This is a genomic window from Acidovorax sp. 56, assembly GCF_002749705.1.
GTDB lineage: Bacteria > Pseudomonadota > Gammaproteobacteria > Burkholderiales > Burkholderiaceae_C > Acidovorax.
Genome location: NZ_PEEV01000001.1, coordinates 2527562 through 2551418 on the forward strand (window position 1 = coordinate 2527562; position 23857 = coordinate 2551418).

Genomic DNA, 23857 nt, shown 5'->3' on the forward strand with positions numbered 1-23857 from the left:
ATACAGGCTGAGAATTTTTAATCTTCACAATTAGCATACGGAAAAAATTGGACTACCAGCAGGTATTCATATATTCCTAAGAAGACAAAATCCGCCCCGTTGAGCGCCCCATCAAGCTGGGCAAATGCGTCAGGCCAACCTCCCGTCAGTTGGGTTACTCAACCAAGAATTCCTTGACGGGGTGTGTTTTCGTGAGTGCTAGCAACGTCTCGGTTTGCCGATGGGCTACGCAGGCAGGGAGCCCAAGTTCTCGCTGGCGCAGAAAGCAGCTGCCATCGAGCGCACTGCCTCACCCAAGGTCGATACATTGCTGCCACTATGAGGGCATTGGGCGATTCATTTTCGCTTTCTCAACTCAAATCTCGGTCTGTTCAGATAGCTCAAGAGCATCGTCGACCTCAATGCCAAGGTATCGGACAGTTGACTCGATTTTTGGGTGGCCAAGGAGTAGCTGGACCGCACGTAAGTTCTTCGTTCTGCGGTAAATGAGCGTAGCCTTGGTGCGCCGCATGGAGTGCGTTCCATACTCTGCTGGATCCAAACCGAGCTGCAACACCCAGCGCTCAAGAATCCGGGCGTACTGACGCGTCCCGAGATGCGGTGACTTGTGAATTCGGCTCGGAAAGAGATAGTTTTCCGATTGCAGCCTAGCGGTCTTGATCCATTGCTGAAGCGCTTCACGAGTGGTCGCCATGGCAAACATCGCGGACCTTAAGGGCGACCAAGTCGCATCCGCGCAGCTTGCTGTCTATTCCCAGGTTGAAGAGCGCAAGCTCGCGCACCCGGTTCTCCATCTGAAGACGCACGCGCAGCGCACAAATGTCTTTGGGCTTGAAGGGCGCCTTCTGACCAACGATCTTTCCCTTATTCCAGGGCTCGCGATGAACGACAGTTGCAACGGATTCCATGATGGTCTCCCATCGAGTGGGCGGGGCGAAACCATGCGCCTTCTAGATGACGTTGTCCACAAGTGACCACGCTAGCTGTGTCAGTTCTTGCGGTTCAGAAGAACGGCCTGATGATGTTCTTCACTGTCTGCTCTCGATCACAGCAGTCGTTCAACGACTGCGTGTTGAGTGACAGCAACCAGCCTGAAGCAGCCCATCCAACTCCCCCACAGCTTTGTGATCTGAAAATATAAAAGCGCCTCAACCGAGGTGCTTTTATTTCTTAATGTGGAATTTTCCCGTCAAGCGATATTTGCGCTCGACTGACTTTTTTTGTTTGAATCAGCTTGTTTTGACAACTTTTATTTTTCTTTGACACTTTATTTTTTTACGGTCAGCGTCACCCACCGTTTCTAAGCCTCACTCCACCGTCACGCTTTTGGCCAGGTTGCGTGGCTTGTCCACATCGGTGCCGCGTGCGCAGGCGGTGTGGTAGGCCAGCAGCTGCAGCGGCACCACGTGCAGCAGCGGGCTCAGGGGGCCGTAGTGCTCGGGCATGCGGATCACGTGCAGGCCTTCGGCACTTTCGATGTGGGTGTCGGCGTCGGCCAGCACGTAGAGCACACCGGCGCGGGCGCGCACTTCCTGCATGTTGCTCTTGAGCTTTTCCAGCAGCGCATCGTTGGGCGCCACGGTCACCACCGGCATGGCGCTGGTCACCAGGGCCAGCGGGCCGTGCTTGAGTTCACCCGCAGGGTAGGCCTCGGCGTGGATGTAGCTGATTTCCTTGAGCTTGAGCGCGCCTTCCAGGGCGATGGGGTAGTGCAAGCCCCGGCCCAGGAAGAGTGCGTTTTCCATGCGCGCAAAGTCTTCGGCCCAGCTGATGATTTGCGGCTCCAGGGCCAGCACGGCCTGCAGGGCTACGGGCAGGTGGCGCATGGCTTTGAGGTGGGCGGTTTCTTGCTCTGCCGTCAGGCGGCCCTTGCTTTGCGCCAGGGCCAGTGTCAGCAAGAAGAGCCCCGCCAGTTGCGTGGTGAAGGCCTTGGTGCTGGCCACGCCAATCTCCACGCCCGCGCGGGTGATGTAGGCCAGCTTGCATTCGCGCACCATGGCGCTGGTGGCGACGTTGCAGATGGTGAGCGTGTGCTGCATGCCCAGGCTTTGCGCGTGGCGCAGCGCGGCCAGGGTGTCGGCGGTTTCGCCGCTTTGGCTGATGGTGACGACCAGGGTGCGCGGATTGGGCACGCTGGTGCGGTAGCGGTATTCGCTGGCCACCTCCACCTGGGTGGGGATGCCCGCGATCTCTTCGAGCCAGTATTTGGCGGCGCAACCGCTGTAGTAGCTGGTGCCGCAGGCCAGGATGAGGACGTTGTCGATCTCCTTGAACACGCGCCACGCGGCGGCACCGGGCTCGCCGTGCAGGCCTGCACCGTCAAACAGCTCGGGCACGATGCCTTCCACGCCTTCGAGCGTGTCGGCGATGGCGCGCGGCTGCTCGAAGATTTCCTTTTGCATGTAGTGGCGATAGGGCCCCAGCTCGGCCGCGCCGCTGTGGGCCAGCACGGTGCGCACGGGGCGCTGTGCGGGCGTCAAGGCATTGCCGTCCTTGCCCACGATCCAATAGCGGCCCAGTTGCAGGTCCACCAGGTCGCCTTCTTCCAGGTAGACGATCTGGTCCGTCACACCCGCCAGGGCCATGGCGTCGCTGGCCAGGAAGTGTTCACGGGAAGCCGACGCCCCGGCGCTGGCGTCCTTGCCCACACCCAAGATCAACGGCGAGCCTGCGCGTGCGCCCACCACGCGATGCGGCTCGTCCTTGTGGATGACCGCAATCGCATAGGCGCCGTGCAACTGGGCCACGGTGGCCTGCACGGCCTCAAACAAATCGCCTTGGTAGAGGCTGTCGACCAGGTGGGCAATGACTTCGGTGTCGGTCTGGCTCACAAACACGTAGCCGCGTGCCTGCAGGGCGGCGCGCAGTTCTTCGTGGTTTTCGATGATGCCGTTGTGCACCAGCGCCACCCGGCCTGGCTGGCTGGCAACATCGCCCGTGCCGTGGCTGAAGTGCGGGTGGGCGTTGTGCATGGCGGGCGCGCCGTGCGTGGCCCAGCGGGTGTGTGCGATGCCGGTGGCGCCATCGACATGGTCGGTGGCCACCTGCTCCAGCAGCGCGGCCACGCGGGCGGTGCTGCGGGCGCGCTGCAAGCCACCCTGGGGCGTGCCGTGGCGTGAGGCATCGAGGCTGGCGGCATGCACCGCCACGCCGCACGAGTCATAGCCGCGGTATTCGAGCCGCTGCAGGCCCTGCACAAGGATAGGAACGATGTTGCGCGTGGATACCGCGCCGACGATGCCGCACATGGTGGATGCCTCCGTTAAAACCGATGGGGCGATGGTAGGCAGGCACCTAAGAAATATGCACTCAACATATCTTCAATTTTGAAATTTAATTTCTACAATTCACTACGGAGAAATTAAATTTCAAAAATAAAGCAATCATGGAATCTATATCGCTCGATGCCATTGACCTGCAGTTGCTGGACCTGCTGCAGCACGATGCCGCCCAAAGCAACCAGGCCTTGGCCGAGCGGGTGCATGTGTCGCCCCCCACCTGCCTGCGGCGGGTCAAGCGGCTGCACGATGTGGGGCTGATCGAGCGGCAGGTGGCCCTGCTGCAGCCCGACCGACTGGCCGCCGTGCAGGGCCACGGGCTGGCCTGCATTGTGGAAGTGAGCCTGGACCGCCAAAGCACCGAGGCGCTGGATGCCTTTGAAGCCCGCGCCGTGGCCGATGCCGAGGTGCAGCAGTGCTGGCGCGTGTCGCCGGGGCCCGACTTTGTGCTGGTGGTGCACACGCGCGACATGCCGGGCTACCTGGCGTTGTCGCAGCGGCTGTTCACCGCCGATGCGAACGTGCGCAACGTCAAGGCGTTCTTCAGCACCAAGCGGGCAAAGTTTGAAACAAAAGTGCCGCTAGCGCTTACCCAATAAGCGCTAGCAGCTATATTTTCAATAGCAAATCAAACCACTGCCGCAGGCCACTCCACCCGCACGGTGCAACCCTGCCCCACCGCCGCCGTGGCGGTGATGTGGGCGCCATGGCGCTCGGCAATGGTGCTGCACACGGCCAGGCCTGCGCCCACGCCGTCAAATTCGGTTTCGCGGTGCAGGCGCTGGAAGATGCCGAACAGGCCCGCAGCGCGCTCGGGGTGAAAGCCCACGCCGTTGTCTTGCACCTCCCATGCCACCCAGCCGGTGCCGCGCTCTGCAGGCACAGCGCGCACGGCAACGCAGGCAGCCGGTTGGCGTTGGCTGAACTTGAGGGCGTTGCCTAACAACTGCACCAGCAACTCGTGCAGCAGGGCCGGGTCAGCCTGCAGGGTGGGCAGGCCGGTGGCCACCGCCCACTGCACAGCGTCGGCGCCCGCCAACGCGGACAGGGCGGCCCGCGCCTTGGCCACCGCTGCGGCCAGGTCCACCGGCTGCAGTTGCAGCGGTGCGCGGCCCACGCGCGACAGGGCCTGCAGCCCGTCCAGCATCAGCGCCATGCGGCGGGCCGACTGCTCCACGGTGCCGACGAACTCTTGCGCCTCTTGCAGCGGCGGGCTTTGCAGCACATCGGCAGGCAGGTCGCCCAGCACCTCTCGCACCAGCTTGCCGTACGACGTGATGTGGCGCAGCGGCGCACGCAGGTCGTGCGAGACCACGCGCAAGAACGCCTCTTGCGCAGCCGCCATGTCGGCCACCTGCTGCTGGCTCGCAGCCAGGGCGGCGCGCAACTGGTCAGGGGTGAGGTCGGGGGTCATGTCTTCGTCAAGCATGGCGCTCGGTTCTCAGCTTCTCAAGCCTTCGGCTGCTTCTTCGGGCGTTGCCAGTTGGCAATGCTGACTTGTTTGCCACGCGCTACGCTCAGTGCGCCAGGCTCGGTGCTCTTGGTGATGGTGCTGCCGCCACCCACCGTGCCACCCGCGCCAATCGTCACCGGCGCCACCAGCACGCAGTTGCTGCCCACGTGCACATCGGCCTCGATCACCGTGCTGTGCTTGTTGGCGCCGTCGTAGTTGGCGGTGATGCTGCCTGCGCCGTAGTTCACGCGCTCACCCACCGTGGCGTCGCCCAGGTAGGCCAGGTGGTTGGCCTTGGCACCGTCGGCCAGCGTGCTGTTCTTCACTTCCACAAAGTTGCCGATGTGGACCTCGCGGCCCAGTTGGGCGCCGGGGCGCAGGCGGGCAAAGGGGCCGATCAAGGCGCCCTCGCCCACAGTGGCTCCGGCCTTTTCGCCGTCGATGTGGGTGTAGGGGTGGATCACCGCGCCCGCCGCAATGCGCGCATTGGCAATGCAGCAGTTGGCGCCAATGCTCACACCCTCGCCCAGCTCCACACGGCCGGTGAAGACGCAGTTCACGTCGATCTCCACATCCTGCCCGCAGACCAGCTCGCCGCGCACGCCGGTGCGGGTGTCGTCGCGCAGGTCAAAGCGGGCGGGGTCGGCCAGGCGCACGCCTTGCTCCATCAAGGCTCGGGCCTGGCGCAGCTGGTGGGCCCGCTCCAGCTCGGCCAGTTGCAGCGGGCTGTTGACGCCCGCCACCTGCAATGCGTCGGTGATGCGGTGGGCGACCACGGGCACACCGTCGGCCACGGCCATGGCGACGATGTCGGTGAGGTAGTACTCGCCCTGCGCGTTGTCGTTGGTGAGCCGCGCCAGCCAGGGGGTGAGCAGCCGCGCGGGCACGGCCATGATGCCGCTGTAGACCTCGGTGATGGCGCGCTGGGCCTCGGTGGCGTCCTTGTGCTCAACGATGCCTTGCACGGCGCCTTCGGCGTTGCGCACGATGCGGCCGTAGCCCGTGGGGTCGGGCAGGGTCACCGTCAGCAGGGCCAGCTTGCGGCCTTCGCTGGCGGCCACCAGGGCGCGCAGGGTGTCGGCCTGGGTCAGGGGCACATCGCCCGAGAGGACGACCGCCGTGCCATCGTCACGCAGGTGGGGCACGGCTTGCTGCACCGCGTGGCCGGTGCCCAACTGCGGCTCCTGCCGCACAAACTTGAGGTCAAAACTGCCTGCAGCGCTTGCGGCACCAGCGGTAGCTGCTTCTACTTCTGTAGCACCGTGCCCCGTGATGACGATGGCGCTGCGGGCCTGCAGGTGCGCAGCCTGGTCCAGCACATGGTGCAGCAGCGGGCGCCCAGCCAGGCGTTGCAGCACCTTGGGCGTGCGGCTTTTCATGCGCGTGCCCTTGCCGGCCGCCATGATGAGAATGTCGAGTTGCGTCATGGAATGGGGGGTGTGAAGTGGCCCGCAGTGCCGCCACTGCGCAGGCCTGCCCGCATTATCGGCGCCAATGGCGGCTGACAAACGCCCACTGCCCACGCACTAACCACCAACCAACCGCCCACCAATTGCCCACCATTCGCTACCAAAATAGAAGCTGCTAGCGCTTTATCTGCAAGCGCTAGCAGCCCATTTGATTGTGAAAATGCACTAACGGACTCAGGCCAGTCTGCGCGGCCACGCCCCTCCCAGGCGGTAGGCCGCAAACCGCGCCAGGCCCAGCACCAGCCGCCCCACCGCACCCGCGGCATCGGCCGCAGCCCCCACCACGGCGCGGCCGCCCTGCCCCAGGGCCAGGCGCAAATCGCGCAGGGGTTGCGCCACAGCGCGGTCCCAGCACACCACCACGGCAGCCGCCCCCTCGGCACGCACAGGGGCAGATGCCACGAGGCCTGCTGCGGGAAGGGCACAGTCCCAGCGAAAGGCCAGCGCGCCAGCAGCATCCACCGCGCCAGGCGGCCCCCAGGCCTCGACCACCGCATGCTGGCCGGGCAACAGGCTCAGGCGGTCTCCGGCATGCAGCACATGGTCTGCGGGCAAGGCCTGCGCGGCCCCGGTCAGCGTGACCCAGGCCCGGCCCTGGGCAATTTCCAACACACCAGGCTCACGCGGGCGCAGTGAGAGGGCGCGGCGTGCCTCCAGCTTCCAGCATCCCGCCAACAGGGCGGCGGGGCTGGCGGGGCTCACGGAGGATTGCGATGCGGGAACAACATGGCATGGCATGTGGGACTCCTTTCTGCCACGAAGGGCTTTAATGAGGCCCAATGATCCGACTGCAAACCCTTTGCGTCCAATGAAAACGCGCTACCCTATTGATGCGAAGACCGCATGAATACACCCACCGCCGCGCCATGTCCAACGACCCCAACGCCCCCGCCATCCAACGCACCCGTCCCGTCGCCGTAGGGCACTGGCGCGCCTTTCTGGCCGTGGCCCGGCACCTGAACTTCCGGGCCGCGGCCGATGAGATGGCCTTGACCCAATCGGCCGTGAGCCGCCAGATCCAGGCGCTGGAAGAAGAAGTGGGCGTGCCCCTGTTTCTGCGCCACACCCGCGCGGTGGAGCTGACCAGCGCGGGCGCACAACTGCAACGCGCCGTGGTGCCCGCCCTGGAGCGCATGGACGCCGCCGTGCGCCTGGTGCGCCAGACCGCCGGGCGCAAAAGCGTGGCCATCACCACCTGGGCCAGCTTTGCGTCGATGTGGCTGATTCCGCGCATGGAAGAGTTCCAGCACCAGCACCCGGGCATTGACCTGCGCATTGATGCCAGCGACGTGAGCGTGGACCTGGACACCTCGGACGTGGACATTGCCCTGCGCTACGCCCTGCCCGGCCCCGGCATGCAGGGCGCACGCCGCCTGTGTGGCGAGCAACTGGCCGTGGTGGCCAGCCCCTGGCTGCTGAAAACAGCGCCCCCCATCCGCAAACCGGCCGACCTGGCCCAGTTCACCCTGATTGAAGCGGGCGACGCGCACCGCACCCAGCACCTGGAGTGGCTGAGCTGGCGGCGCTGGTTTGATGTGCAGCAGTGCCCCAAGCTGCAGCCCCAGCGCTGGCTGTACTTCAACTATGCGCACCAGATCGTGCAGGCCACGCTCAGCGGCCAGGGGCTGGCGCTGGCCCGCATGCCGCTGATTGCCGACGCGCTGGCCTCGGGCGACCTGATCGAGGTGCTGCCGGGGCACCGGCTGGATTCGCCGCTGGCCTACTGGATGCTGGTGGGCCCGCGCAGTGGGCACCGGCCCGAGGTGCAGGCCTTCAGCACCTGGCTGGAGACCCAGGCCGCCGCCACCCGCGCCGCCATTGGCGATGTGCCCGACCCCGATACGCAAGACCATTTGGACTGAGAACCTGTACAAGGAGCCCTGTGGGCGATCTCGCAGGGCACCGTCAAGCAGCGCCAAGGCCCCCGTGAAAACACCAGCCACAACCCGCCCACGCAGGTGGACACTGGGGACCTAGTTCACTCAGCCCCTGCCGCCCCACCCAACACCGCATCCACAACCACCCGCCGCACACACCGCACCAGCCCCTTGGCCCCATGCACACCATCGAGCCCCCACCAGACAACTTTCGCCTGCTGATCCGGCATGCGTCTGCGCTGTGCGTGCTGGTGCACAGCCTGTACATCGCGCTGTTTGCCTGGGCCAGCGTCGATGCCTTGGCGGCGCTGAATGTGCTGAGCGTGGCCACGCATGCGCTGGCATTCTGGCTGGCCCGCCCCGGAGGGCACCTGCGGGCGGCCACGTTGCTGCTGATTGGCGAAATCACCGTGCACGCCGTGGCTGCCACGGTGTTCATCGGCTGGGGCAGCGGGTTTCATTACCTGATGCTGCCGGTCATCCTGGTGGCCATGCTGTCATCGAGCGACCACAAAACGCTCAAGTACACGATTGCAGTGTGCCTGTCGTTCATCTATCTGGGGCTGGACGGCTGGAGCAGCGAGAACGAACCCGTCTACGCCCTGGGCAACACGCTGGAAAGCCTGCTGCGCTACCAGAACATCATCACGTTGCTGCTGGCGTTCATCATCTTGTCCCGGGGCTACTACAACGTGGTGACCCAGGCGCAAGCGGTGTTGACCCGGCAGGCATCGACCGCCCCCCTCACCGGCGCCATCAACCGCCGCAGGCTCATGGAAATTGGCCGCGCAGAACTGGCCCGCCAGCCCCGGCAGGCACAACCCATTGCCCTGCTGCTGTGCGACATCGACCATTTCAAGCGCATCAACGACGCCCTGGGGCACAAGGCGGGCGACCAGGTGCTACAGGACTTTTACCGCCGGGCGCTGGGGTGACCCGCGCCAGCGACAGCATTTGCCGCTGGGGCGGTGAAGAGTTCCTGATCCTGCTGCCCGACACCGACGCACCGGGCGCCGACCACCTGGCAGAGCGGCTGCGCCAGGCCATCAGTGCAGACCTGTTCAAACCCGGCCACACGCCGCCTTTGCAGGTCACCGTCACCATCGGCGTGGCCACCGTGCAGGCGGACGAAGGCTTGCTGGACGCAGTGCACCGTGCCGACGAGGCGCTGTACCGGGGCAAGCAGCAGGGCCGCAACCAGGTGGTCAGCAGCCTCCCACCGGCAGCCCGCCCGGCAGCGGCAGAACCCCCTTTGCGCTGGCAGAAATAGGAACGGGCGCCAAAAAGCCCGCTTCAGAACCCCAACACCGTGGACGCCGCGGTTGTGCCAAGGCATGACGCCCATAAAAAAAGCGCAGGACGCTACACTTTCGATAGCTTCCCGCGCTTATTTGAAGGGCGCTAGCGCCCTTTTTTACCTGAATCCGAATCAGCCCAGCTGCACACGCGCAAACTTGCGCTTGCCCACCTGCACCACGTAGGTGCCAGCATCCAGCTTCAAGCCCTTGTCGCTGACCACGTTGCCGTCCACACGCACACCGCCGCCATCGATCAGGCGGTTGGCCTCGCTGCCCGAGGGGGCCAGGTTGGCCTGCTTGAGCAGCGCGCCAATGCCCAGTGGCGCGCCCGTCAGCGCCACTTCGGGGATGTCCTCCGGCACGCCGCCCTTGCTGCGGTTGGTGAAATCCTGCTCCGCCGCATCGGCCGCCGCCGCGCTGTGGAAACGCGTGGTGATCTCCTTGGCCAGCATCACCTTGGCGTCCTTGGGGTTGCGCCCGCCGGCAATCTCGGCCTTGAGCGCAGCGATCTCGGCCAGGCTCTTGAACGACAGCAGCGTGTACCAGTCCCACATCAGCGTGTCCGAAATCGACAGCACCTTGGCAAACATGGTGTTGGGCTCTTCGGTGATACCGATGTAGTTGTTCTTGGACTTGGACATCTTGTCCACACCGTCCAGCCCCACCAACAGCGGCATGGTGAGCACGCACTGCGGCTCCTGCCCATACTCCTGCTGAAGATGGCGGCCCATCAGCAAATTGAACTTCTGGTCCGTGCCACCCAGCTCCAGGTCACTCTTTAAGGCGACCGAGTCGTAGCCCTGGAGCAGCGGGTACAAGAACTCGTGCAGGCTGATGGAACTGCCATCGGTAAAACGCTGGTGAAAGTCGTTGCGCTCCATCATGCGCGCCACCGTGTACTTGGCCGACAGCTGGATCATGCCCCGCGCACCCAGGGCATCACACCACTCGCTGTTGTAGCGGATCTCGGTGCGCGCAGGGTCCAGAACCTTGGCGGCCTGCGTGTAGTAGGTCTCTGCGTTGAACTTGATTTGCTCGGGCGTGAGCGGCGGGCGCGTGCTGTTGCGCCCCGAAGGGTCACCGATCAAGGTGGTGAAGTCACCGATCAGGAAGATCACCTGGTGGCCCAGATCTTGCAACTGTCGCATCTTGTTGAGCACCACGGTGTGGCCGATATGAATGTCGGGGGCCGTGGGGTCCAGGCCCAGCTTGATGCGCAGGGGTTGACCAGTGGATTCCGAACGCACCAGCTTCTTGGTCCACTCATCCTGCGGCAGCAATTCTTCCACGCCGCGCAGCGAAATTTCGAGGGCCTGGCGTACACCATCGGACAGCGGGCTTGTTGTAACAGCTGATTGATTCATAAGGGTTTTTTTCGATGTCTGAGGATGACGCGCCGCTATACTCGGGCTCCATTGCAAAGGCGGATTCTAGTAGGCCCGCCGTTTCAGCCCGGGTTTCGCCCGCTGAAAATTGCCTTGTTTGCATCTCTGTGCCTCCGACTTCCGCAGGGCCCCTGGCCCAGGTCTTGAGCGAAGACACACTCACCTCTGGGGATAGAACATTGATTCACGGCTTGACCACCGCCAGCTTGGCTTTGCTTGATCGACTGTCCCAGACCGCTCAAAAACACCCTCGACGTATCACTGCCGCCATCGCAGCCTTGCTGCTGACCGGCGGCGGTGGCGCATTCGCCGTGGCCTCGCTGGGGCCTGACGCCTCTGAGCTGCCCACCAAGACGGTGAGCTACCCCGTCGAATCGCTGGCAGAAAACCTGGCCCTGGAATCGCTCGACGCCCCCGGTTTTTCGCTGTACCGCTCTGAACAAACCCGCAGCAGCGACACGGCAGAGTCTCTGCTGCAGCGCATGGGCGTGGCAGACCCGGCAGCAGCCGCTTTTTTGCGTTCTGACAATGCTGTGCGACAAAATTTGCTGGGCCGAGCTGGCCGGCTGATTTCGGCAGAGACCACCGACGACCACCGTCTGGTACGCCTGACGGCACGCTGGGCCCCCGATGACAGCGGCACCTTCCGCCGCCTGGTGGTAGAGCGCCAGGACGAGCGCTTTTCCTCGCGCATCGAAACCGCACCACTGACCAAAGGCACGCGCCTGGCCGGGGGCGTGATCCGCAGCTCCCTCTTTGCCGCCACCGACGCCGCCAACATCCCCGATGGCGTGGCCGTGCAAGTGGCCGAGATCTTCTCAGGCAACATCGACTTTCACCGTTCGCTGCGCAAGGAAGACCGCTTTGCCGTGGTGTACGAAACGCTGGAGGCCGATGGCGAGCCCCTGCGCAGCGGCCGCGTGCTGAGCACCGAGTTCCGCAACAACGGCAAGACCCACCAGGCCGTCTGGTTCCAGGAGACCGACGCCTCCAAGGGCGCCTACTACACCCTGGAAGGCGAGAGCATGCGCCGCGCCTACCTGGCATCGCCGGTCGAGTTCTCCCGGGTGACCAGCGGCTTCAAGATGCGCCTGCACCCCATTTTGCAAACTTGGCGCGCCCACCTGGGCACCGACTACGCAGCCCCCACAGGCACCGCAGTGCGCACGGTGGGCGATGGTGTGGTGGAGTTTGCTGGCGTGCAAAACGGTTTTGGCAACGTCATCTTCGTCAAGCACCGCAACCAGCACGTCACCGTCTATGCCCATTTGAGCCGCATCGACGTAAAGAACGGGCAATCGGTTTCGCAAGGCCAAACCGTGGGGGCCGTGGGCTCCACCGGCTGGGCGACAGGCCCGCACTTGCATTTTGAATTCCGCATCAACGGCCAGCACCAGGATCCGCAAACCATCGCCCAGCAAAGCGAAGCAGCCGCCCCCGTGTCGGCCTCCGCCCGTGCTGCGTTTGACCGCCTGGCATCTGCCATGCGCATCCAGCTGTCATCGGCAGAGCTGATTCAGCAAGCCAGCGCCCAGTAACACCAAGCCCACTCGGCCAGCCCCAGCCGGCCGCAGCTTGCCTCACACCGCTTGACGGCCTAATCCATGCGCGAGCTTTATATTGGCCTGATGTCTGGCACCTCCCTCGATGGTGCCGATGCGGTGTTGGTGGACTTTGCAGGGCCCCAACTCCAGGTCTTGGGCTACCGCACCCAGCCCTTCCCAGAGGGGCTCAAGAGCGACCTCCTCGCACTCAACACCCCGGGCGCCGACGAGCTGCACCGCGCTGCACTGGCAGGCAATGCGGTGTCTCGCATCTACGCCGCGCTGGTCAACGCCCTGCTCCAGGACGCCCATGTCCAGGCGAGTGAAGTGCGCGCGATAGGCGCCCATGGCCAGACGGTGCGGCACCGCCCCCAGGAATTTGACGGCACGGGCTACACCCTGCAGCTGCAAAACCCCGCCCTGCTGGCAGAGCTCACGGCCATTGCGGTCGTGGCCGACTTTCGCAGCCGAGACGTTGCCGCAGGCGGCCAAGGCGCACCGCTGGTACCTGCATTCCACCAAGGCATCTTTGGAAGCGCCACAGAGACAGTGATGGCACTGAACATCGGCGGCATTTCCAACATCAGCATCCTGCCCGCCCACGGCCCCGTCATCGGCTTTGATTGCGGCCCGGGCAATGCACTCATGGACCACTGGTGCCAGCGGCACACAGGCCACCCCTACGACGCGCAAGGCCAGTGGGCTGCAAGCGGCTCCGTGCACCCAGGGCTGTTGGCCGACTTCCTGCAGGAGCCGTTTTTGCAGAAGTTGCCGCCCAAAAGCACCGGGCGCGATCTTTTCAATGTGCACTGGCTGGATGCCAAGTTACAGGCCCATCCCGGCATCCCACCTGCGGATGTGCAGGCCACGCTCACCGAATTCACCGCCCGCGCCTGCGCCGACAGCGCCACCCTGCATGGGCAAGGCGGCACCCGCTTGGCGGTGTGCGGTGGGGGTGCATTGAACACCCACCTCATACAAAGACTGCAGGCCCTGCTGGGCACCGTCTTGGTACAACCCTCGGACGCCCTGGGCCTGCCTGTCATGCAGGTCGAAGCCAGCGCGTTTGCCTGGCTGGCCCGCCAAACCCTGCAAGGGCTGACGGGCAGCCTGCCAAACGTCACGGGCGCCCAAGGCGCCCGTGTACTCGGGGCGATCTACCCCGCATAAGCCCCCTCAAAAAGGGGCGACATCTGTTGATCAGGTCGAAAAGCTCGAACCGCAACCGCAGGTCGTGGTGGCGTTCGGGTTCTTGATGACGAACTGGGCGCCTTGCAGATCTTCCTTGTAGTCGATCTCTGCACCCACCAGGTACTGGTAGCTCATGGCGTCGATCAGCAACGACACACCGTTTTTGGTCATGGTGGTGTCGTCTTCGTTGGTGATCTCATCGAAAGTGAAGCCGTATTGGAAGCCAGAGCAGCCGCCACCCTGCACAAACACCCGCAACTTCAAATCGGGGTTGCCCTCTTCAGCAATCAGATCGGCCACCTTGGCGGCGGCACTGTCCGTGAACAGAATCGGGGCAGGCATCTCGGTGGAGACATTTTCGGCAACAGCGCTCATGGGGAACTCCGGGTTCAGTATTTGGCTGGGATGGTACTGCAACACGGCAGCGCCACCGCCTCAGGAATTGTTTGACGCTAGTTTGAGTGGGGGCTTTTCTTCCACCAACACGGCGGCAGGGAAGAGCTGCCCGGCAATCATGGCACCCTGGTGCATCTCCAGCGCACGGTAGTGCACGTTGCCAGTGATGCGCGCCTTGGGCTGCAGCTCCAACAGCTCTGCGGCATGCACAGGCCCCACCACCGAGCCATTGACGATGACATGGTCCGCATGCACCGCCCCATCCACCCGTGCTGTCTCCGAAATCACCAAAATGCTGGGCTGCTCTGTGGCGGCGCGGATATCACCGATGACATCGCCATCAATCCGAATACCCTCCTCAAACAGCACATTGCCCTCGATCCGGGTGCCATGGGCAATCAAACTCTTGATGGGAGGCTGTTTTTTACGCGAGAACATAAAGGGACTCCTGAAGTGCACATCAAGGCACCAAATGAAGGAAGGGATCAGGGCAAGCCACAGAATGCCCCACACATGGGTGATCTAAAGTCTGCCGAATGCTTGGCAGCGACTGGCATGGCCTAGTGCGCGCCTGCGGGCACCAGGGGCGCAGCTAAGCCCCGCCATCGATGTCAATCCAACTCAGTGGCCTGGACTGCACGCACCGCCTGCCCCTCCAAAACACGGGCAGTCACAGTTTTTACCACGACATTCACAGGCAGCGGAAGCAAGCCGTCCAGACGCCTGTACTGCCGAAATTGCAGCGGCAGCCCCTCGGACGGCAAAATCTGCGTCCAAGGCTTGCCCTCCCGGGTACCGGTCACCACCAACTCCAGCCGCCCCTTGAAGTCAGACGCGTTGCGGGCCGCCGCCTGGATCACCAGCACCTGCCACCGCAATTGCACCCCACCCACCACTTCCGCCTGCAAGCCCCGGATGGCTACGCCGTCCGTATTGGAAACGGGCATCAGCTTTTCAAAAAAGCCCAGATCATCCCGCAGCATGCGGTTTTCAGTTTCCAGTTGCCGCACTTGGGCCGTCAAACGCTCCAGGGTCGCGCGGTCAGCGGTGAGCAGGCTCTCGGCGGTCTGCGACAAGGTCTGGCGTTGCTGCGACTGCTCCCGCAGCTCTTCCACCTCTGTGCGCAGACGCACGATGTCATCACGGGTACCAGACTCCAGGCCAGCGATGGATTTTCCAAACTCAAACGCCCACAACGCCGCTGCGCCACTGAGCCCCATCACCAAGGCTAGAACCAGCCAACGCAGAGGCCAAGGCAGTGCGCTACGCACCGCCACGCGAGGCGCACTGATCGTCAAACGACGGCGAAGCAAACGAAAACGCATGAACGGTCCATCCCTCTTTGCGAAGTGCGCACCATAAACGAAAAAACCGCCCGAAGGCGGTTTTTGAGAGACAGGGTGCAGGCCCCTGCCTCGCAAGGTCGCGAAGATTAACGCTTCGAGAACTGCTTTGCACGACGTGCAGAGCGCAGACCGACCTTCTTACGTTCCACTTCACGGGCGTCACGCGTCACGAAGCCGGCTTGGCTCAGTGCGGGCTTGAGCGTCGTGTCGTAGTCGATCAGAGCGCGGGTGATGCCGTGGCGGGTTGCACCGGCTTGACCGGATTCACCACCACCATGGACGTTGACCTGGATGTCGAAAGTTTCGACATGGTTGGTCAGCACCAGGGGTTGCTTGGCAATCATGATCGATGTTTCACGGCCGAAATAGGACTGGATGTCCTTGCCGTTCACAGTGATCTTGCCGGAGCCTTTTTTCAGAAACACGCGGGCGACGCTGGACTTGCGACGGCCGGTGCCATTGTTCCATTCACCAATCATCTCAAGGCTCCTTAGATTTCCAGCACTTTGGGCTGCTGGGCGGCGTGGGGATGCTCTGCACCGCCATACACCTTGAGTTTCTTGATCATTGCGTAACCAAGGGGACCCTTGGGCAGCATGCCCTTGACAGCCTTTTCCAGAGCACGGCCAGGGTGCTTGGCTTGCATGTCGCGGAAGTTGGTGGCCGTGATACCGCCGGGATAGCCCGAGTGACGGTAGTACACCTTGTCCAGGGACTTGGTGCCAGTGACCTTGAGTTGTGCTGCGTTGATAACGACGATGAAATCACCGGTATCGACGTGAGGCGTGTAAATGGCCTTGTGTTTGCCGCGCAAACGGAGAGCAACTTCGCTGGCTACTCGTCCGAGGACCTTATTGGTCGCGTCAACCACAAACCACTCGTGCACGACCTCAGCGGGCTTTGCGCTGAATGTAGACATGAGTTTCTCTTTTCAAGAGGGGTTTGAGGGCCCTTTTCCACGGTCGGTGCTTCTCTGAAGGAAGCCTCTTAGGTGGTAAGAAGTGTTCGCCGCGGGGCCACTAAATCGCTGCGAAGCCTGCCATTATACGAAGTTCAACGCAACTAGCACAAGCCTGATCTGCCGACAGAAAGAACACCGACCACTCAGAAAGGCTGTTCAACAAAGAACCGAGGCGCGGCCAGCGCCCAGAATGATCGGCTCAGTTGGACATTTGCCGCGCACGCTGCTCGTCCGCTTCGTAGCGCTTGCGCGTTTCGACGCAGATGGCTAACCCAGCCTGCGAAGGCTTTTGGCACTCCTGGTGAATGCACATGGGCTTTGCAAAAAAGCTCGCATTGGCACACACCTCTTGGGGACTGGGAGCCCGTACAGGGGTGGGCCTGGGCTTGGGTTCTGGCGGCGGCGGGGGTGGCGGGGGTGGGGCTTCCACCACCTGGGGAGCAGGCGCTGGCTCGGGTTGGGCTTTTTTGGCCGCAGCACTGCGCGCCGTTGGCTTTGCCGGGGGGACTGCAGCCGAAGCTGTCGAGGCCGGGGACGCATCGACCGCGGCAGCCGACGCAGTTGCGGCCAAGACCTCGCTGGCCACAAGCAACGGCTCCGACGCAGTCGTGTCAGGGGCCGATGCCTCCGGCATCGGTGGTGCGATCGCAGGCTGCGCCAGCTCTGTGATGATGTCGTCTTCCACAGTCGCTTTGCGTCCGTGGGTCCACCAAGCGGCAGCCCCGACCACCAACAAAGACGCCACCAAAACGACGCCCCAGCCCAAGCCACGGCTGCGCCGCGCCCCGGAGGCGCGATGCGCACGCCGAGGCGTCGCGTCCTGCACACCGCCCGACTTGCTGGCACGGCCCCTGTATGAGGAAGCTGCCGCCGCGCGCGCGTCTGCGGCGTGGCTTGCCCCATGCTCGTCCTGCACCACGGTGTCCCCAGGGTCCATGAAAACGGTGTCTGCCGCATCTACCGCCACCGTATCGGGCCCTGAGGCTGCATACGAGGCATCCCCATCAGGGGCTTTGCGCAAGGATGCCTCATTGGCTACCGAAGCGTCTTGCACCCCCAACACCTTTTCCGTCTGCGCCTGGATATCCGCGATGATTTTGGGCGCAGAGGTCACATCCACCGTCGGGGTCACCAAACCAGGGCCCGGCTGATCGGCAGGCTCTACCCAGATGTCCTCCAAATCGGCCCGGAAGTCGAAATCGGCAACCCCCTCGGGGGGCGACTCCATCTCCATGGCGTGCAAAAAGGCCTCAATGCTCTGCGGCCGATCCTCGGGGCGCAATGCCAATGCCTGGCCGATGGCGGCGACAAAGGGCGCGGAATACTCCACGCCCAATTGGCGCTTGACGGTTTTGGCCACGCGAGAGAACGGCACCATGCGATCACGGATGGAGCGCAAGGTGGCGGGCAACGGAGTGTCGTTGCACAGGCAACCATGCACCACTGCCGCCAAAGAGTAGAGGTCACTCCACGGCCCCTGGCGCAGATCCTCATCGGACTCGGAATACTGCTCGATAGGCGCGTAATTGACTTTGAGCACCGCCGTGTGCTGACGCCCCTGGTCGTTGATGGCATGGCGTGCAGCCCCCAAATCGAGCAACACTGGGGGGCCGTAGTCCTGCAAGAAAATATTGTCCGGCGAAATATCGCGGTGCAGCGTCTTGCCCTCATGCAACACCTGCAAGGCACCGAGCACGGACCACAGCACCTTGCGCAGCCAGGCCTCTGGCGGCGGAATGCGCATTTGCGCCCTGGCTTGCTTGAACGTCATGCCGCTGTACAGGGGCATGACCATATAGGCCGTGTTGTTCGCCTCCCAAAAGCGGAACACCTTCACCAGGGAGGGGTGGTCAAACTGCGCCAGAAGACGCGCCTCGCCCACAAAAGAAGCCAGGCCCGCCTGGAAGGTCTGCTGGTCTGACGAAGAGCGCACCCACAGCGACTGCCCCTGAGCACGTCCGGCCAGGGCCGAGGGCATGTATTCCTTGATCGCGACAGCGCGGTGCAGCGAGTGGTCAAACGCCTTGTAGACCATGCCAAAGCCACCCACCCCTAGCAACGCCAGAATCTCGAACTCCGCCAAGCGGGTGCCAGGGGGCAGCGCATCGACGTGGCTTACGCCGCTGGCAGAGGTTTGACTGGAACGTTCGGTCATGGTGAAAAAAGCGTGGCAGTCCAGCGTCTAAAGCAAAATTCAGCGGGCACCAGCCCAGCGCCAGCCCGCTGACACAGGCGATGATGCTGCATCACCGCAGGTACAAAGGCAACAAAAAGCAGACTGTCTGCCAAAAACATCACAGCCTGCCCGAATGCCCTCGATTTTGCCTTGAACGCACGCACCACTGGCCGAGATAGATCAGGGTACGCCCCAAGAGACGGCCCGCAATCGTTACCATAGCGACATGTTCAGTTACCGCCACGCCTTCCACGCGGGCAACCATGCCGATGTGCTCAAGCACACCGTTTTGATTGCCACTTTGCAATACCTTACGGAGAAAGACGCGGCACTGACCGTGCTGGACACCCATGCGGGCGCCGGCCTGTACCGCCTGGACGGTGACTACGCCAGCACCAGCGCCGAAGCCGCCGATGGCATCTTGCGGCTGGTCGCCCCGGAAGTACCGCCCCTGACCCCGGCGCTGGCAGCCTACGTAGACATGGTGCGCGCCTTCAACCAGGGCACCAAGACCAAGGTGTATCCCGGCTCCCCCTTCATCAGCCAACGGCTGCTGCGCGAACACGACAAGCTCAAGGTGTTTGAGTTGCACCCGACCGACATGCGCGCACTGGCGGGCAATGTGGCCCAGCTCAATGCGGGCAGGCAAGTGGCCGTGCTGCATGAAGACGGCTTTGAAGGCATCAAGAAATTCTTACCGCCACCGGCCCGCCGCGCTTTGCTGTTGTGCGATCCCAGCTATGAAATGAAGAGCGACTACGGCAAGGTGCTGGACATGGTGGCCGATTCGCTCAAGCGTTTTGCGACGGGTACGTACGCCGTGTGGTACCCCATCATTCCGCGCCCCGAGGCCCATGACCTGCCCCGCCGACTCAAGACCATGGCCACCAAGGCCGGCAAGAGCTGGCTGCACGCCACGCTGACCGTCAAATCCAGCAAGATTACGGAAGACGCAGCAGGCGAAGTCAAGCGCCCAGGCCTGCCTGCCAGCGGCATGTTCCTGATCAACCCACCCTTCACGCTGAAAGCCGCACTGAAAGAAGCGCTGCCACAAATGGTGGAATTGCTGGCCCAGGACAAGCACGCCACACATACGCTGGAATCCGGGGGCTGACCATCCATGCCCTGGCCCGCCCCTCCAACAGGCCAGGCCACCGTTCCAAGCTACTCAGGGCGTTTGGGCGGGCAAGTGTCTTCGCCCGAGCCCAGCGGAAACACATCCACCGGTTTAAGCCCCAAGCCGCCCATGCCCAGCGCCAACGCCGCGCCACGGCTTAAATCCAGCACCCGGTTGGCCACATGCGGGCCGCGGTCGTTGATGCGCACCACCACTCCGCGGCCTGTGGCCTGGCTGCGCACGCAGACCAGCGTGCCAAACGGCAACGTGCGGTGGGCGGCCGTCAGGGCATGCATGTCAAAGCGCTCCCCGCTGGCCGTGCGCCGCTTGTGAAAGCCTGGTCCATACCAGGAGGCCAGCCCGGTCTCGCTGGGCTGCACGTCGGCGTCATCGTCCTCTTCCGCACCATCTACATCCGCCAGCAAATCAATGGACGAACGCTGTGCTGCGCGCAGCGCGTCCGAGGCGGGAGACGGAGCGGGAACCTCCACCAAAGCGGGGGAACTGGCCTCTGGCGCTGCAGACACGGCAGGCACACCGGCCGCGACGGGTGCCGCTGCTGGCGCCAGGCCCTGCGCCAGCGCATCTGTGGATGCAGCCAAGCCGACCCAAATGGCTGCGCAGCCACCACACCGCCACGCCAGTGCCAGCGCAGCGTGCAGGGATTCCATTGCGCGGCAGTGTGCCTGCGCCCAGAGGGCGCCCTGTCGCAGCGGCACGCCTACAGCTCCAGACGGCGGCAGATTTCCAAAGTCGCGGCGCTTTGGTTCATGGTGTAGAAATGCAAGGCAGGCACGCCCGCACTGCGCAGTTGATCGCACAGGTCCGTCACCACGTCCAGGCCAAACGCCTTGATGCTGGCGGTATCGTCGCCAAAACCCTGCAGACGCAAGCGAATCCAGCGGGGGATTTCAGCACCGCAGGCGTCGGAGAAGCGCATCAACTGCGTGGAGCTAGAGATGGGCATGATCCCTGGCACCACGGGGATGTTGGCGCCCAGCTTCTGGGTGTCTTCCAAAAACCGGAAGTAGGCATCGCTGTTGTAGAAATACTGGGTGATCGCGGCATCCGCACCCGCCTGCACCTTGGCCACATAGGCCTTCAAGTCAGCCTCTGGCGAACGTGCCTGGGGATGCACCTCTGGGTAGGCAGCCACCTCGATATGAAAGTCGCGGCCCGTTTCTTCGCGGATGAAGGTAACCAGATCGCTGGCGTACTGGAACTCGCCGCCCGCACCGTAGCCGCTGGGCAGATCGCCCCGCAAGGCGACCAGGCGGCGAACCCCCATGCCCTTGAGCACGGCCAGTTGCTCACGCACCGACTGGCGAGTGGCGCCGATGCACGAGAAATGCGATGCGGCGCTCACGCCCTCAGCGAGGATTTCACGCACCGTGGTGAACGTGCCCTCCTGCGTGGAGCCACCGGCGCCATAGGTCACGGAGCAAAACTCAGGGTGCAGCGCATACAGCTGCTGGCGCACAGCGCGCAGCTTTTCAGCCCCTTCGGGGGTTTTCGGGGGGAAAAACTCCAGACTCACCGGAAATCCGGTGGCTTCTGTCTTGGCAGCGTTCATGCCGTCCTCCTTGCATCCACAAAAAATTCCCGGTTGCCATCGCCGCCCTGGATGGGGCTTTCCATCCACGCAAGCACCTGCAAGCCCAGCTCTGCGCAGCAATCACGGATGCGCTTTTCCACGACGGCATACAAAGCCTCGTCGCGCACAATGCCGCCCTTGCCGACTTGGCCAGGCTGCAATTCGAACTGCGGCTTGACCAGCATGAGCAAACGGCCCTGCGGCGCCATCAGGGGCACCAGGGCGGGCAGCACCAAGGTCAGCGAGATGAACGACAGGTCACCCGTCACCAGGTCAAACACGGGCGTGACTTGCACATCCTTGCGCCCCTCTCGGCGCTGGCGCACCACGGGCAAAGTGCCCTCAGCCCGCGCGCGGGCCTTGGCGGCTCGTTCGGCCTTGAAGGTCTCTACGTCTTGCTCTTTGGCGTCGTCGCTGTCGTCGTACTCTTCATCGATCAAGCCGCCATTGCGCATCCAGCTGTAGGGGGCCACCGGCTGGGTGTCGTTGTCTTCGTGGTCTTGCACCAGCTCTTCGGACAAGGCCGCCTCGCAGCCTTCCAGAAGCGACTCAGCCGTCATCGCCCGGGCGTTGAGCCCTTCCACGCCCACCACGCGCACATCGCCCCGCAGGCGCTCGTGCAACTGCCCATGGCCCACGTCCACGCCCACCACCTGGGTCGCACCGTGCTGCAGCAAGCAGTCTGTGAAGCCCCCGGTGCTCTGCCCCACATCCAGGCAGCGCAGCCCTTGGACGGCCAGGCCCGTGGCCTGCAAAGCGCCTTCGAGCTTGAGCCCGCCACGCGAGATGTATTTGGCCTCGGCATCGTCCAGCAGCCGCACCTCGGCCACCGACGGAATGTCATCCCCGTTCTTGGCCACTTTGTTCCAGGGCGACAAGGGCGTCAGGCGCCACTCCACCCCCGAGGCGATCAAGCGCTGCGCTTGCGAGCGCGTGGCCGCATGGCCACCTTCCACCAAAAATACGTCTGCGCGCATGCGTTCTCTCTCGTCGGTCGACGAAAATTCAGATAAAAACAGGGGCTAGCGCTTACTACATAAGCGCTAGCAGCTCCTAAATCAGGAGCAATTTCCCACCCCAGCCATCAATAGCGGTAGGTGTCAGGCTTGTAAGGGCCTTGCTTGGGCACACCGATGTAGGCGGCTTGCTCGTCCGTCAGCTCCGACAGCATGGCGCCCACCTTCTTCAGGTGCAGGCGTGCCACTTTTTCGTCCAGGTGCTTGGGCAGCACATAGACCTTGCCGTTTTCATAGAAGTCGCTGTGCGTGAAGAGTTCAATCTGCGCAATCGTCTGATTGGCAAAGCTCGACGACATCACAAAGCTGGGGTGGCCTGTGCCGCAGCCCAGATTCACCAGACGGCCCTTGGCCAGCAGGATGATGCGCTTGCCATCGGCAAAAATCACATGGTCCACCTGGGGCTTGATCTCTTCCCACTGGCAGTGCTCTTCGAGCTTGGCAACCTGGATTTCGTTGTCGAAGTGGCCGATGTTGCAGACGATGGCCTGGTCCTTCATGGCCTTCATGTGCTCGAAAGTGATCACGTCGCGGTTGCCCGTGGTGGTCACGAAGATGTCGGCCTTGTCGGCGGCATATTCCATGGTCACGACCTTGTAGCCTTCCATCGCGGCTTGCAGGGCGTTGATAGGGTCGATCTCGGTCACCCACACTTGGGCGCTCAAGGCACGCAAAGCCTGGGCCGATCCCTTGCCCACATCGCCGTAGCCAGCCACGACCGCCACCTTGCCAGCGATCATCACATCGGTGGCGCGCTTGATGCCGTCCACCAGCGATTCGCGGCAGCCGTACAAGTTGTCGAACTTGCTCTTGGTCACCGAGTCGTTCACGTTGATCGCACGGAACATCAGGTTGCCCTTGGCCGACATCTCCTTCAAGCGGTGCACGCCTGTGGTGGTCTCTTCAGTCACGCCAATGATCTGGGCGCTCTTGCGGCTGTACCAGGTGGCGTCGACCGCCAGCTTGGCCTTGATGGCGGCAAACAGGATGCGCTCTTCTTCGCTGCCAGGGTTGGCCAAAACCTTCTGGTCTTTTTCGGCCTGCTTGCCCAGGTGCATCAGCAGCGTGGCATCGCCGCCGTCGTCCAGAATCAGGTTGGGGCCTTCGCCCTCTGTACCGGCAGCGCCAAAGTCAAAAATGCGGTGGGTGTAGTCCCAGTAGTCGACCAGCGTCTCGCCCTTCACGGCAAACACGGGAGTGCCCGCAGCGGCAATGGCGGCAGCAGCGTGGTCTTGCGTGGAGAAAATGTTGCAAGAAGCCCAGCGCACTTCAGCGCCCAGCGCTTGCAGTGTCTCGATCAGCACCGCCGTCTGGATGGTCATGTGCAGCGAGCCCGTGATGCGCGCACCCTTGAGCGATTGCTTGGGCGCGAATTCCTCGCGGATGGCCATCAGGCCGGGCATCTCGGTTTCAGCGATGCGGATTTCCTTGCGGCCCCATTCGGCCAGGCCGATGTCGGCAATGATGCAGTCGGTGTTGACCGGGGCGTTGACGCGTGCGTTCATGGTGTGCTCCAAAGCAGGTTTGAAAAGCCACTTGACGGGGGAAGATGCAACTCACCGCACGAAAAGTGGATGAGCGTCGTTGCTTGATGACTCCGAGCCTCACGCCCCGCAGGTAGCAGGGGGCGCTGCAACGCTCCTCGGATGGGCGGATTATAGAAGCAAGACTTTCAACGGGCACCCGTTCTGGCAGGTAACGATCCGGACACGAATCGAAGAGACCACCAAGGTACGATTCAGCCTGCAGCGCCTGC

Annotated in this window: 22 protein-coding genes, 2 pseudogenes and 1 riboswitch; of the genes and pseudogenes, 8 read left to right on the forward strand and 16 right to left on the reverse strand. The window is 63.3% G+C overall.

Features of this window, described 5'->3' with window-relative positions:
* Nucleotides 1–89 precede the first annotated feature (89 nt).
* A pseudogene (locus tag CLU88_RS23530) lies at nt 90–333 on the forward strand (IS3 family transposase); the annotation flags it as partial.
* A gap of 22 nt (nt 334–355) precedes the next feature.
* Here CLU88_RS23530 and CLU88_RS11195 read toward each other — a convergent pair.
* Together CLU88_RS11195 and glmS are read right to left on the reverse strand one after the other, a co-directional pair.
* Nucleotides 356–908: pseudogene (locus CLU88_RS11195) on the reverse strand (tyrosine-type recombinase/integrase).
* Nucleotides 909–1307: 399 nt separating this feature from the next.
* Entirely contained in the window at nt 1308–3248 is a 1941-nt protein-coding gene (gene glmS, locus CLU88_RS11200) for a glutamine--fructose-6-phosphate transaminase (isomerizing) (protein ID WP_099656665.1), read from the reverse strand.
* A 137-nt stretch (nt 3249–3385) separates the two neighbouring features.
* Between glmS and CLU88_RS11205 the strand changes: the two genes are divergently transcribed.
* The gene (locus CLU88_RS11205) at nt 3386–3877 is read left to right on the forward strand and encodes an Lrp/AsnC family transcriptional regulator (RefSeq protein ID WP_099656666.1); all 492 of its coding nucleotides are present in this window, start codon (nt 3386–3388) and stop codon (nt 3875–3877) included.
* 29 nt (nt 3878–3906) lie between these two features.
* Here the strand turns inward: CLU88_RS11205 and CLU88_RS11210 are convergent, their stop codons facing one another.
* The 3 genes from CLU88_RS11210 to CLU88_RS11220 all read right to left on the reverse strand — a co-directional run bounded on the left by CLU88_RS11210 (nt 3907) and on the right by CLU88_RS11220 (nt 6938).
* Nucleotides 3907–4707 carry an ATP-binding protein gene (locus CLU88_RS11210; RefSeq protein ID WP_233205442.1) on the reverse strand — a complete coding sequence of 267 codons (801 nt, stop codon included), beginning with the start codon at nt 4705–4707 and terminating at the stop codon, nt 3907–3909.
* Nucleotides 4708–4727: 20 nt separating this feature from the next.
* The gene (glmU, locus tag CLU88_RS11215) at nt 4728–6158 is read right to left on the reverse strand and encodes a bifunctional UDP-N-acetylglucosamine diphosphorylase/glucosamine-1-phosphate N-acetyltransferase GlmU (protein WP_099656667.1); all 1431 of its coding nucleotides are present in this window, start codon (nt 6156–6158) and stop codon (nt 4728–4730) included.
* Nucleotides 6159–6374: 216 nt separating this feature from the next.
* A complete protein-coding gene (locus CLU88_RS11220) occupies nt 6375–6938 on the reverse strand; it encodes a DUF2917 domain-containing protein (RefSeq protein ID WP_099656668.1) in 564 nt (187 codons plus the stop codon).
* Nucleotides 6939–7066: 128 nt separating this feature from the next.
* Here CLU88_RS11220 and CLU88_RS11225 point away from each other — a divergent pair, with 128 nt between their 5' ends.
* The 3 genes from CLU88_RS11225 (at nt 7067) to CLU88_RS11235 (ending at nt 9347) form a co-directional block, all read left to right on the forward strand.
* A complete protein-coding gene (locus CLU88_RS11225; RefSeq protein ID WP_099656669.1) occupies nt 7067–8062 on the forward strand; it encodes a LysR substrate-binding domain-containing protein in 996 nt (331 codons plus the stop codon).
* Nucleotides 8063–8256: 194 nt separating this feature from the next.
* Nucleotides 8257–9012, forward strand: coding sequence for a diguanylate cyclase (locus tag CLU88_RS23400; protein WP_099656670.1), 756 nt, complete (start codon nt 8257–8259; stop codon nt 9010–9012).
* Nucleotides 9009–9347, forward strand: a complete 339-nt coding sequence (locus tag CLU88_RS11235; protein WP_158235597.1) for a GGDEF domain-containing protein — start codon at nt 9009–9011, stop codon at nt 9345–9347. Before CLU88_RS23400 ends, CLU88_RS11235 begins: the two co-directional genes overlap by 4 nt.
* Before the next feature lie 159 nt (nt 9348–9506).
* Here CLU88_RS11235 and tyrS read toward each other — a convergent pair whose 3' ends face one another.
* Nucleotides 9507–10739, reverse strand: coding sequence for a tyrosine--tRNA ligase (gene tyrS / locus CLU88_RS11240; RefSeq protein WP_099656672.1), 1233 nt, complete (start codon nt 10737–10739; stop codon nt 9507–9509).
* A gap of 200 nt (nt 10740–10939) precedes the next feature.
* Here tyrS and CLU88_RS11245 point away from each other — a divergent pair, with 200 nt between their 5' ends.
* A complete protein-coding gene (locus CLU88_RS11245) occupies nt 10940–12298 on the forward strand; it encodes a M23 family metallopeptidase (RefSeq protein WP_099656673.1) in 1359 nt (452 codons plus the stop codon).
* A gap of 66 nt (nt 12299–12364) precedes the next feature.
* Entirely contained in the window at nt 12365–13474 is a 1110-nt protein-coding gene (locus CLU88_RS11250) for an anhydro-N-acetylmuramic acid kinase (RefSeq protein ID WP_099656674.1), read from the forward strand.
* Between the two features lie 30 nt (nt 13475–13504).
* Here CLU88_RS11250 and erpA read toward each other — a convergent pair whose 3' ends face one another.
* The 6 genes from erpA to CLU88_RS11280 form a co-directional block, all read right to left on the reverse strand.
* Nucleotides 13505–13870 carry an iron-sulfur cluster insertion protein ErpA gene (gene erpA, locus CLU88_RS11255; RefSeq protein WP_099656675.1) on the reverse strand — a complete coding sequence of 122 codons (366 nt, stop codon included), beginning with the start codon at nt 13868–13870 and terminating at the stop codon, nt 13505–13507.
* Between the two features lie 60 nt (nt 13871–13930).
* Nucleotides 13931–14329: a polymer-forming cytoskeletal protein gene (locus CLU88_RS11260; protein ID WP_099656676.1), complete on the reverse strand. Its 399-nt coding sequence runs from the start codon at nt 14327–14329 to the stop codon at nt 13931–13933.
* Between the two features lie 173 nt (nt 14330–14502).
* Complete coding sequence (locus CLU88_RS11265; protein ID WP_099656677.1) at nt 14503–15216, reverse strand: DUF6776 family protein; 714 nt, start codon at nt 15214–15216, stop codon at nt 14503–14505.
* 107 nt (nt 15217–15323) lie between these two features.
* Nucleotides 15324–15716, reverse strand: a complete 393-nt coding sequence (gene rpsI, locus CLU88_RS11270; protein WP_099656678.1) for a 30S ribosomal protein S9 — start codon at nt 15714–15716, stop codon at nt 15324–15326.
* Nucleotides 15717–15727: 11 nt separating this feature from the next.
* Nucleotides 15728–16156, reverse strand: coding sequence for a 50S ribosomal protein L13 (gene rplM, locus CLU88_RS11275; protein ID WP_099656679.1), 429 nt, complete (start codon nt 16154–16156; stop codon nt 15728–15730).
* Between the two features lie 241 nt (nt 16157–16397).
* Complete coding sequence (locus tag CLU88_RS11280) at nt 16398–18353, reverse strand: serine/threonine-protein kinase (RefSeq protein WP_099656680.1); 1956 nt, start codon at nt 18351–18353, stop codon at nt 16398–16400.
* A 247-nt stretch (nt 18354–18600) separates the two neighbouring features.
* Here CLU88_RS11280 and CLU88_RS11285 point away from each other — a divergent pair, with 247 nt between their 5' ends.
* Nucleotides 18601–19488 carry a 23S rRNA (adenine(2030)-N(6))-methyltransferase RlmJ gene (locus CLU88_RS11285; protein ID WP_099656681.1) on the forward strand — a complete coding sequence of 296 codons (888 nt, stop codon included), beginning with the start codon at nt 18601–18603 and terminating at the stop codon, nt 19486–19488.
* Nucleotides 19489–19538: 50 nt separating this feature from the next.
* Here CLU88_RS11285 and CLU88_RS11290 read toward each other — a convergent pair whose 3' ends face one another.
* From CLU88_RS11290 to ahcY, 4 genes are all read right to left on the reverse strand, one after another.
* Nucleotides 19539–20162: a septal ring lytic transglycosylase RlpA family protein gene (locus tag CLU88_RS11290; RefSeq protein WP_099656682.1), complete on the reverse strand. Its 624-nt coding sequence runs from the start codon at nt 20160–20162 to the stop codon at nt 19539–19541.
* A 50-nt stretch (nt 20163–20212) separates the two neighbouring features.
* Nucleotides 20213–21064 (reverse strand): methylenetetrahydrofolate reductase [NAD(P)H], encoded by an 852-nt coding sequence (gene metF, locus CLU88_RS11295; RefSeq protein ID WP_099656683.1) that lies wholly within the window; start codon nt 21062–21064, stop codon nt 20213–20215.
* A complete protein-coding gene (locus CLU88_RS11300) occupies nt 21061–22062 on the reverse strand; it encodes a TlyA family RNA methyltransferase (RefSeq protein ID WP_099656684.1) in 1002 nt (333 codons plus the stop codon). Before CLU88_RS11300 ends, metF begins: the two co-directional genes overlap by 4 nt.
* A 107-nt stretch (nt 22063–22169) precedes the next feature.
* Entirely contained in the window at nt 22170–23606 is a 1437-nt protein-coding gene (gene ahcY / locus CLU88_RS11305) for an adenosylhomocysteinase (protein WP_099656685.1), read from the reverse strand.
* A gap of 64 nt (nt 23607–23670) precedes the next feature.
* A riboswitch (S-adenosyl-L-homocysteine riboswitch) is annotated at nt 23671–23751 on the reverse strand.
* Nucleotides 23752–23857: the final 106 nt, after the last annotated feature.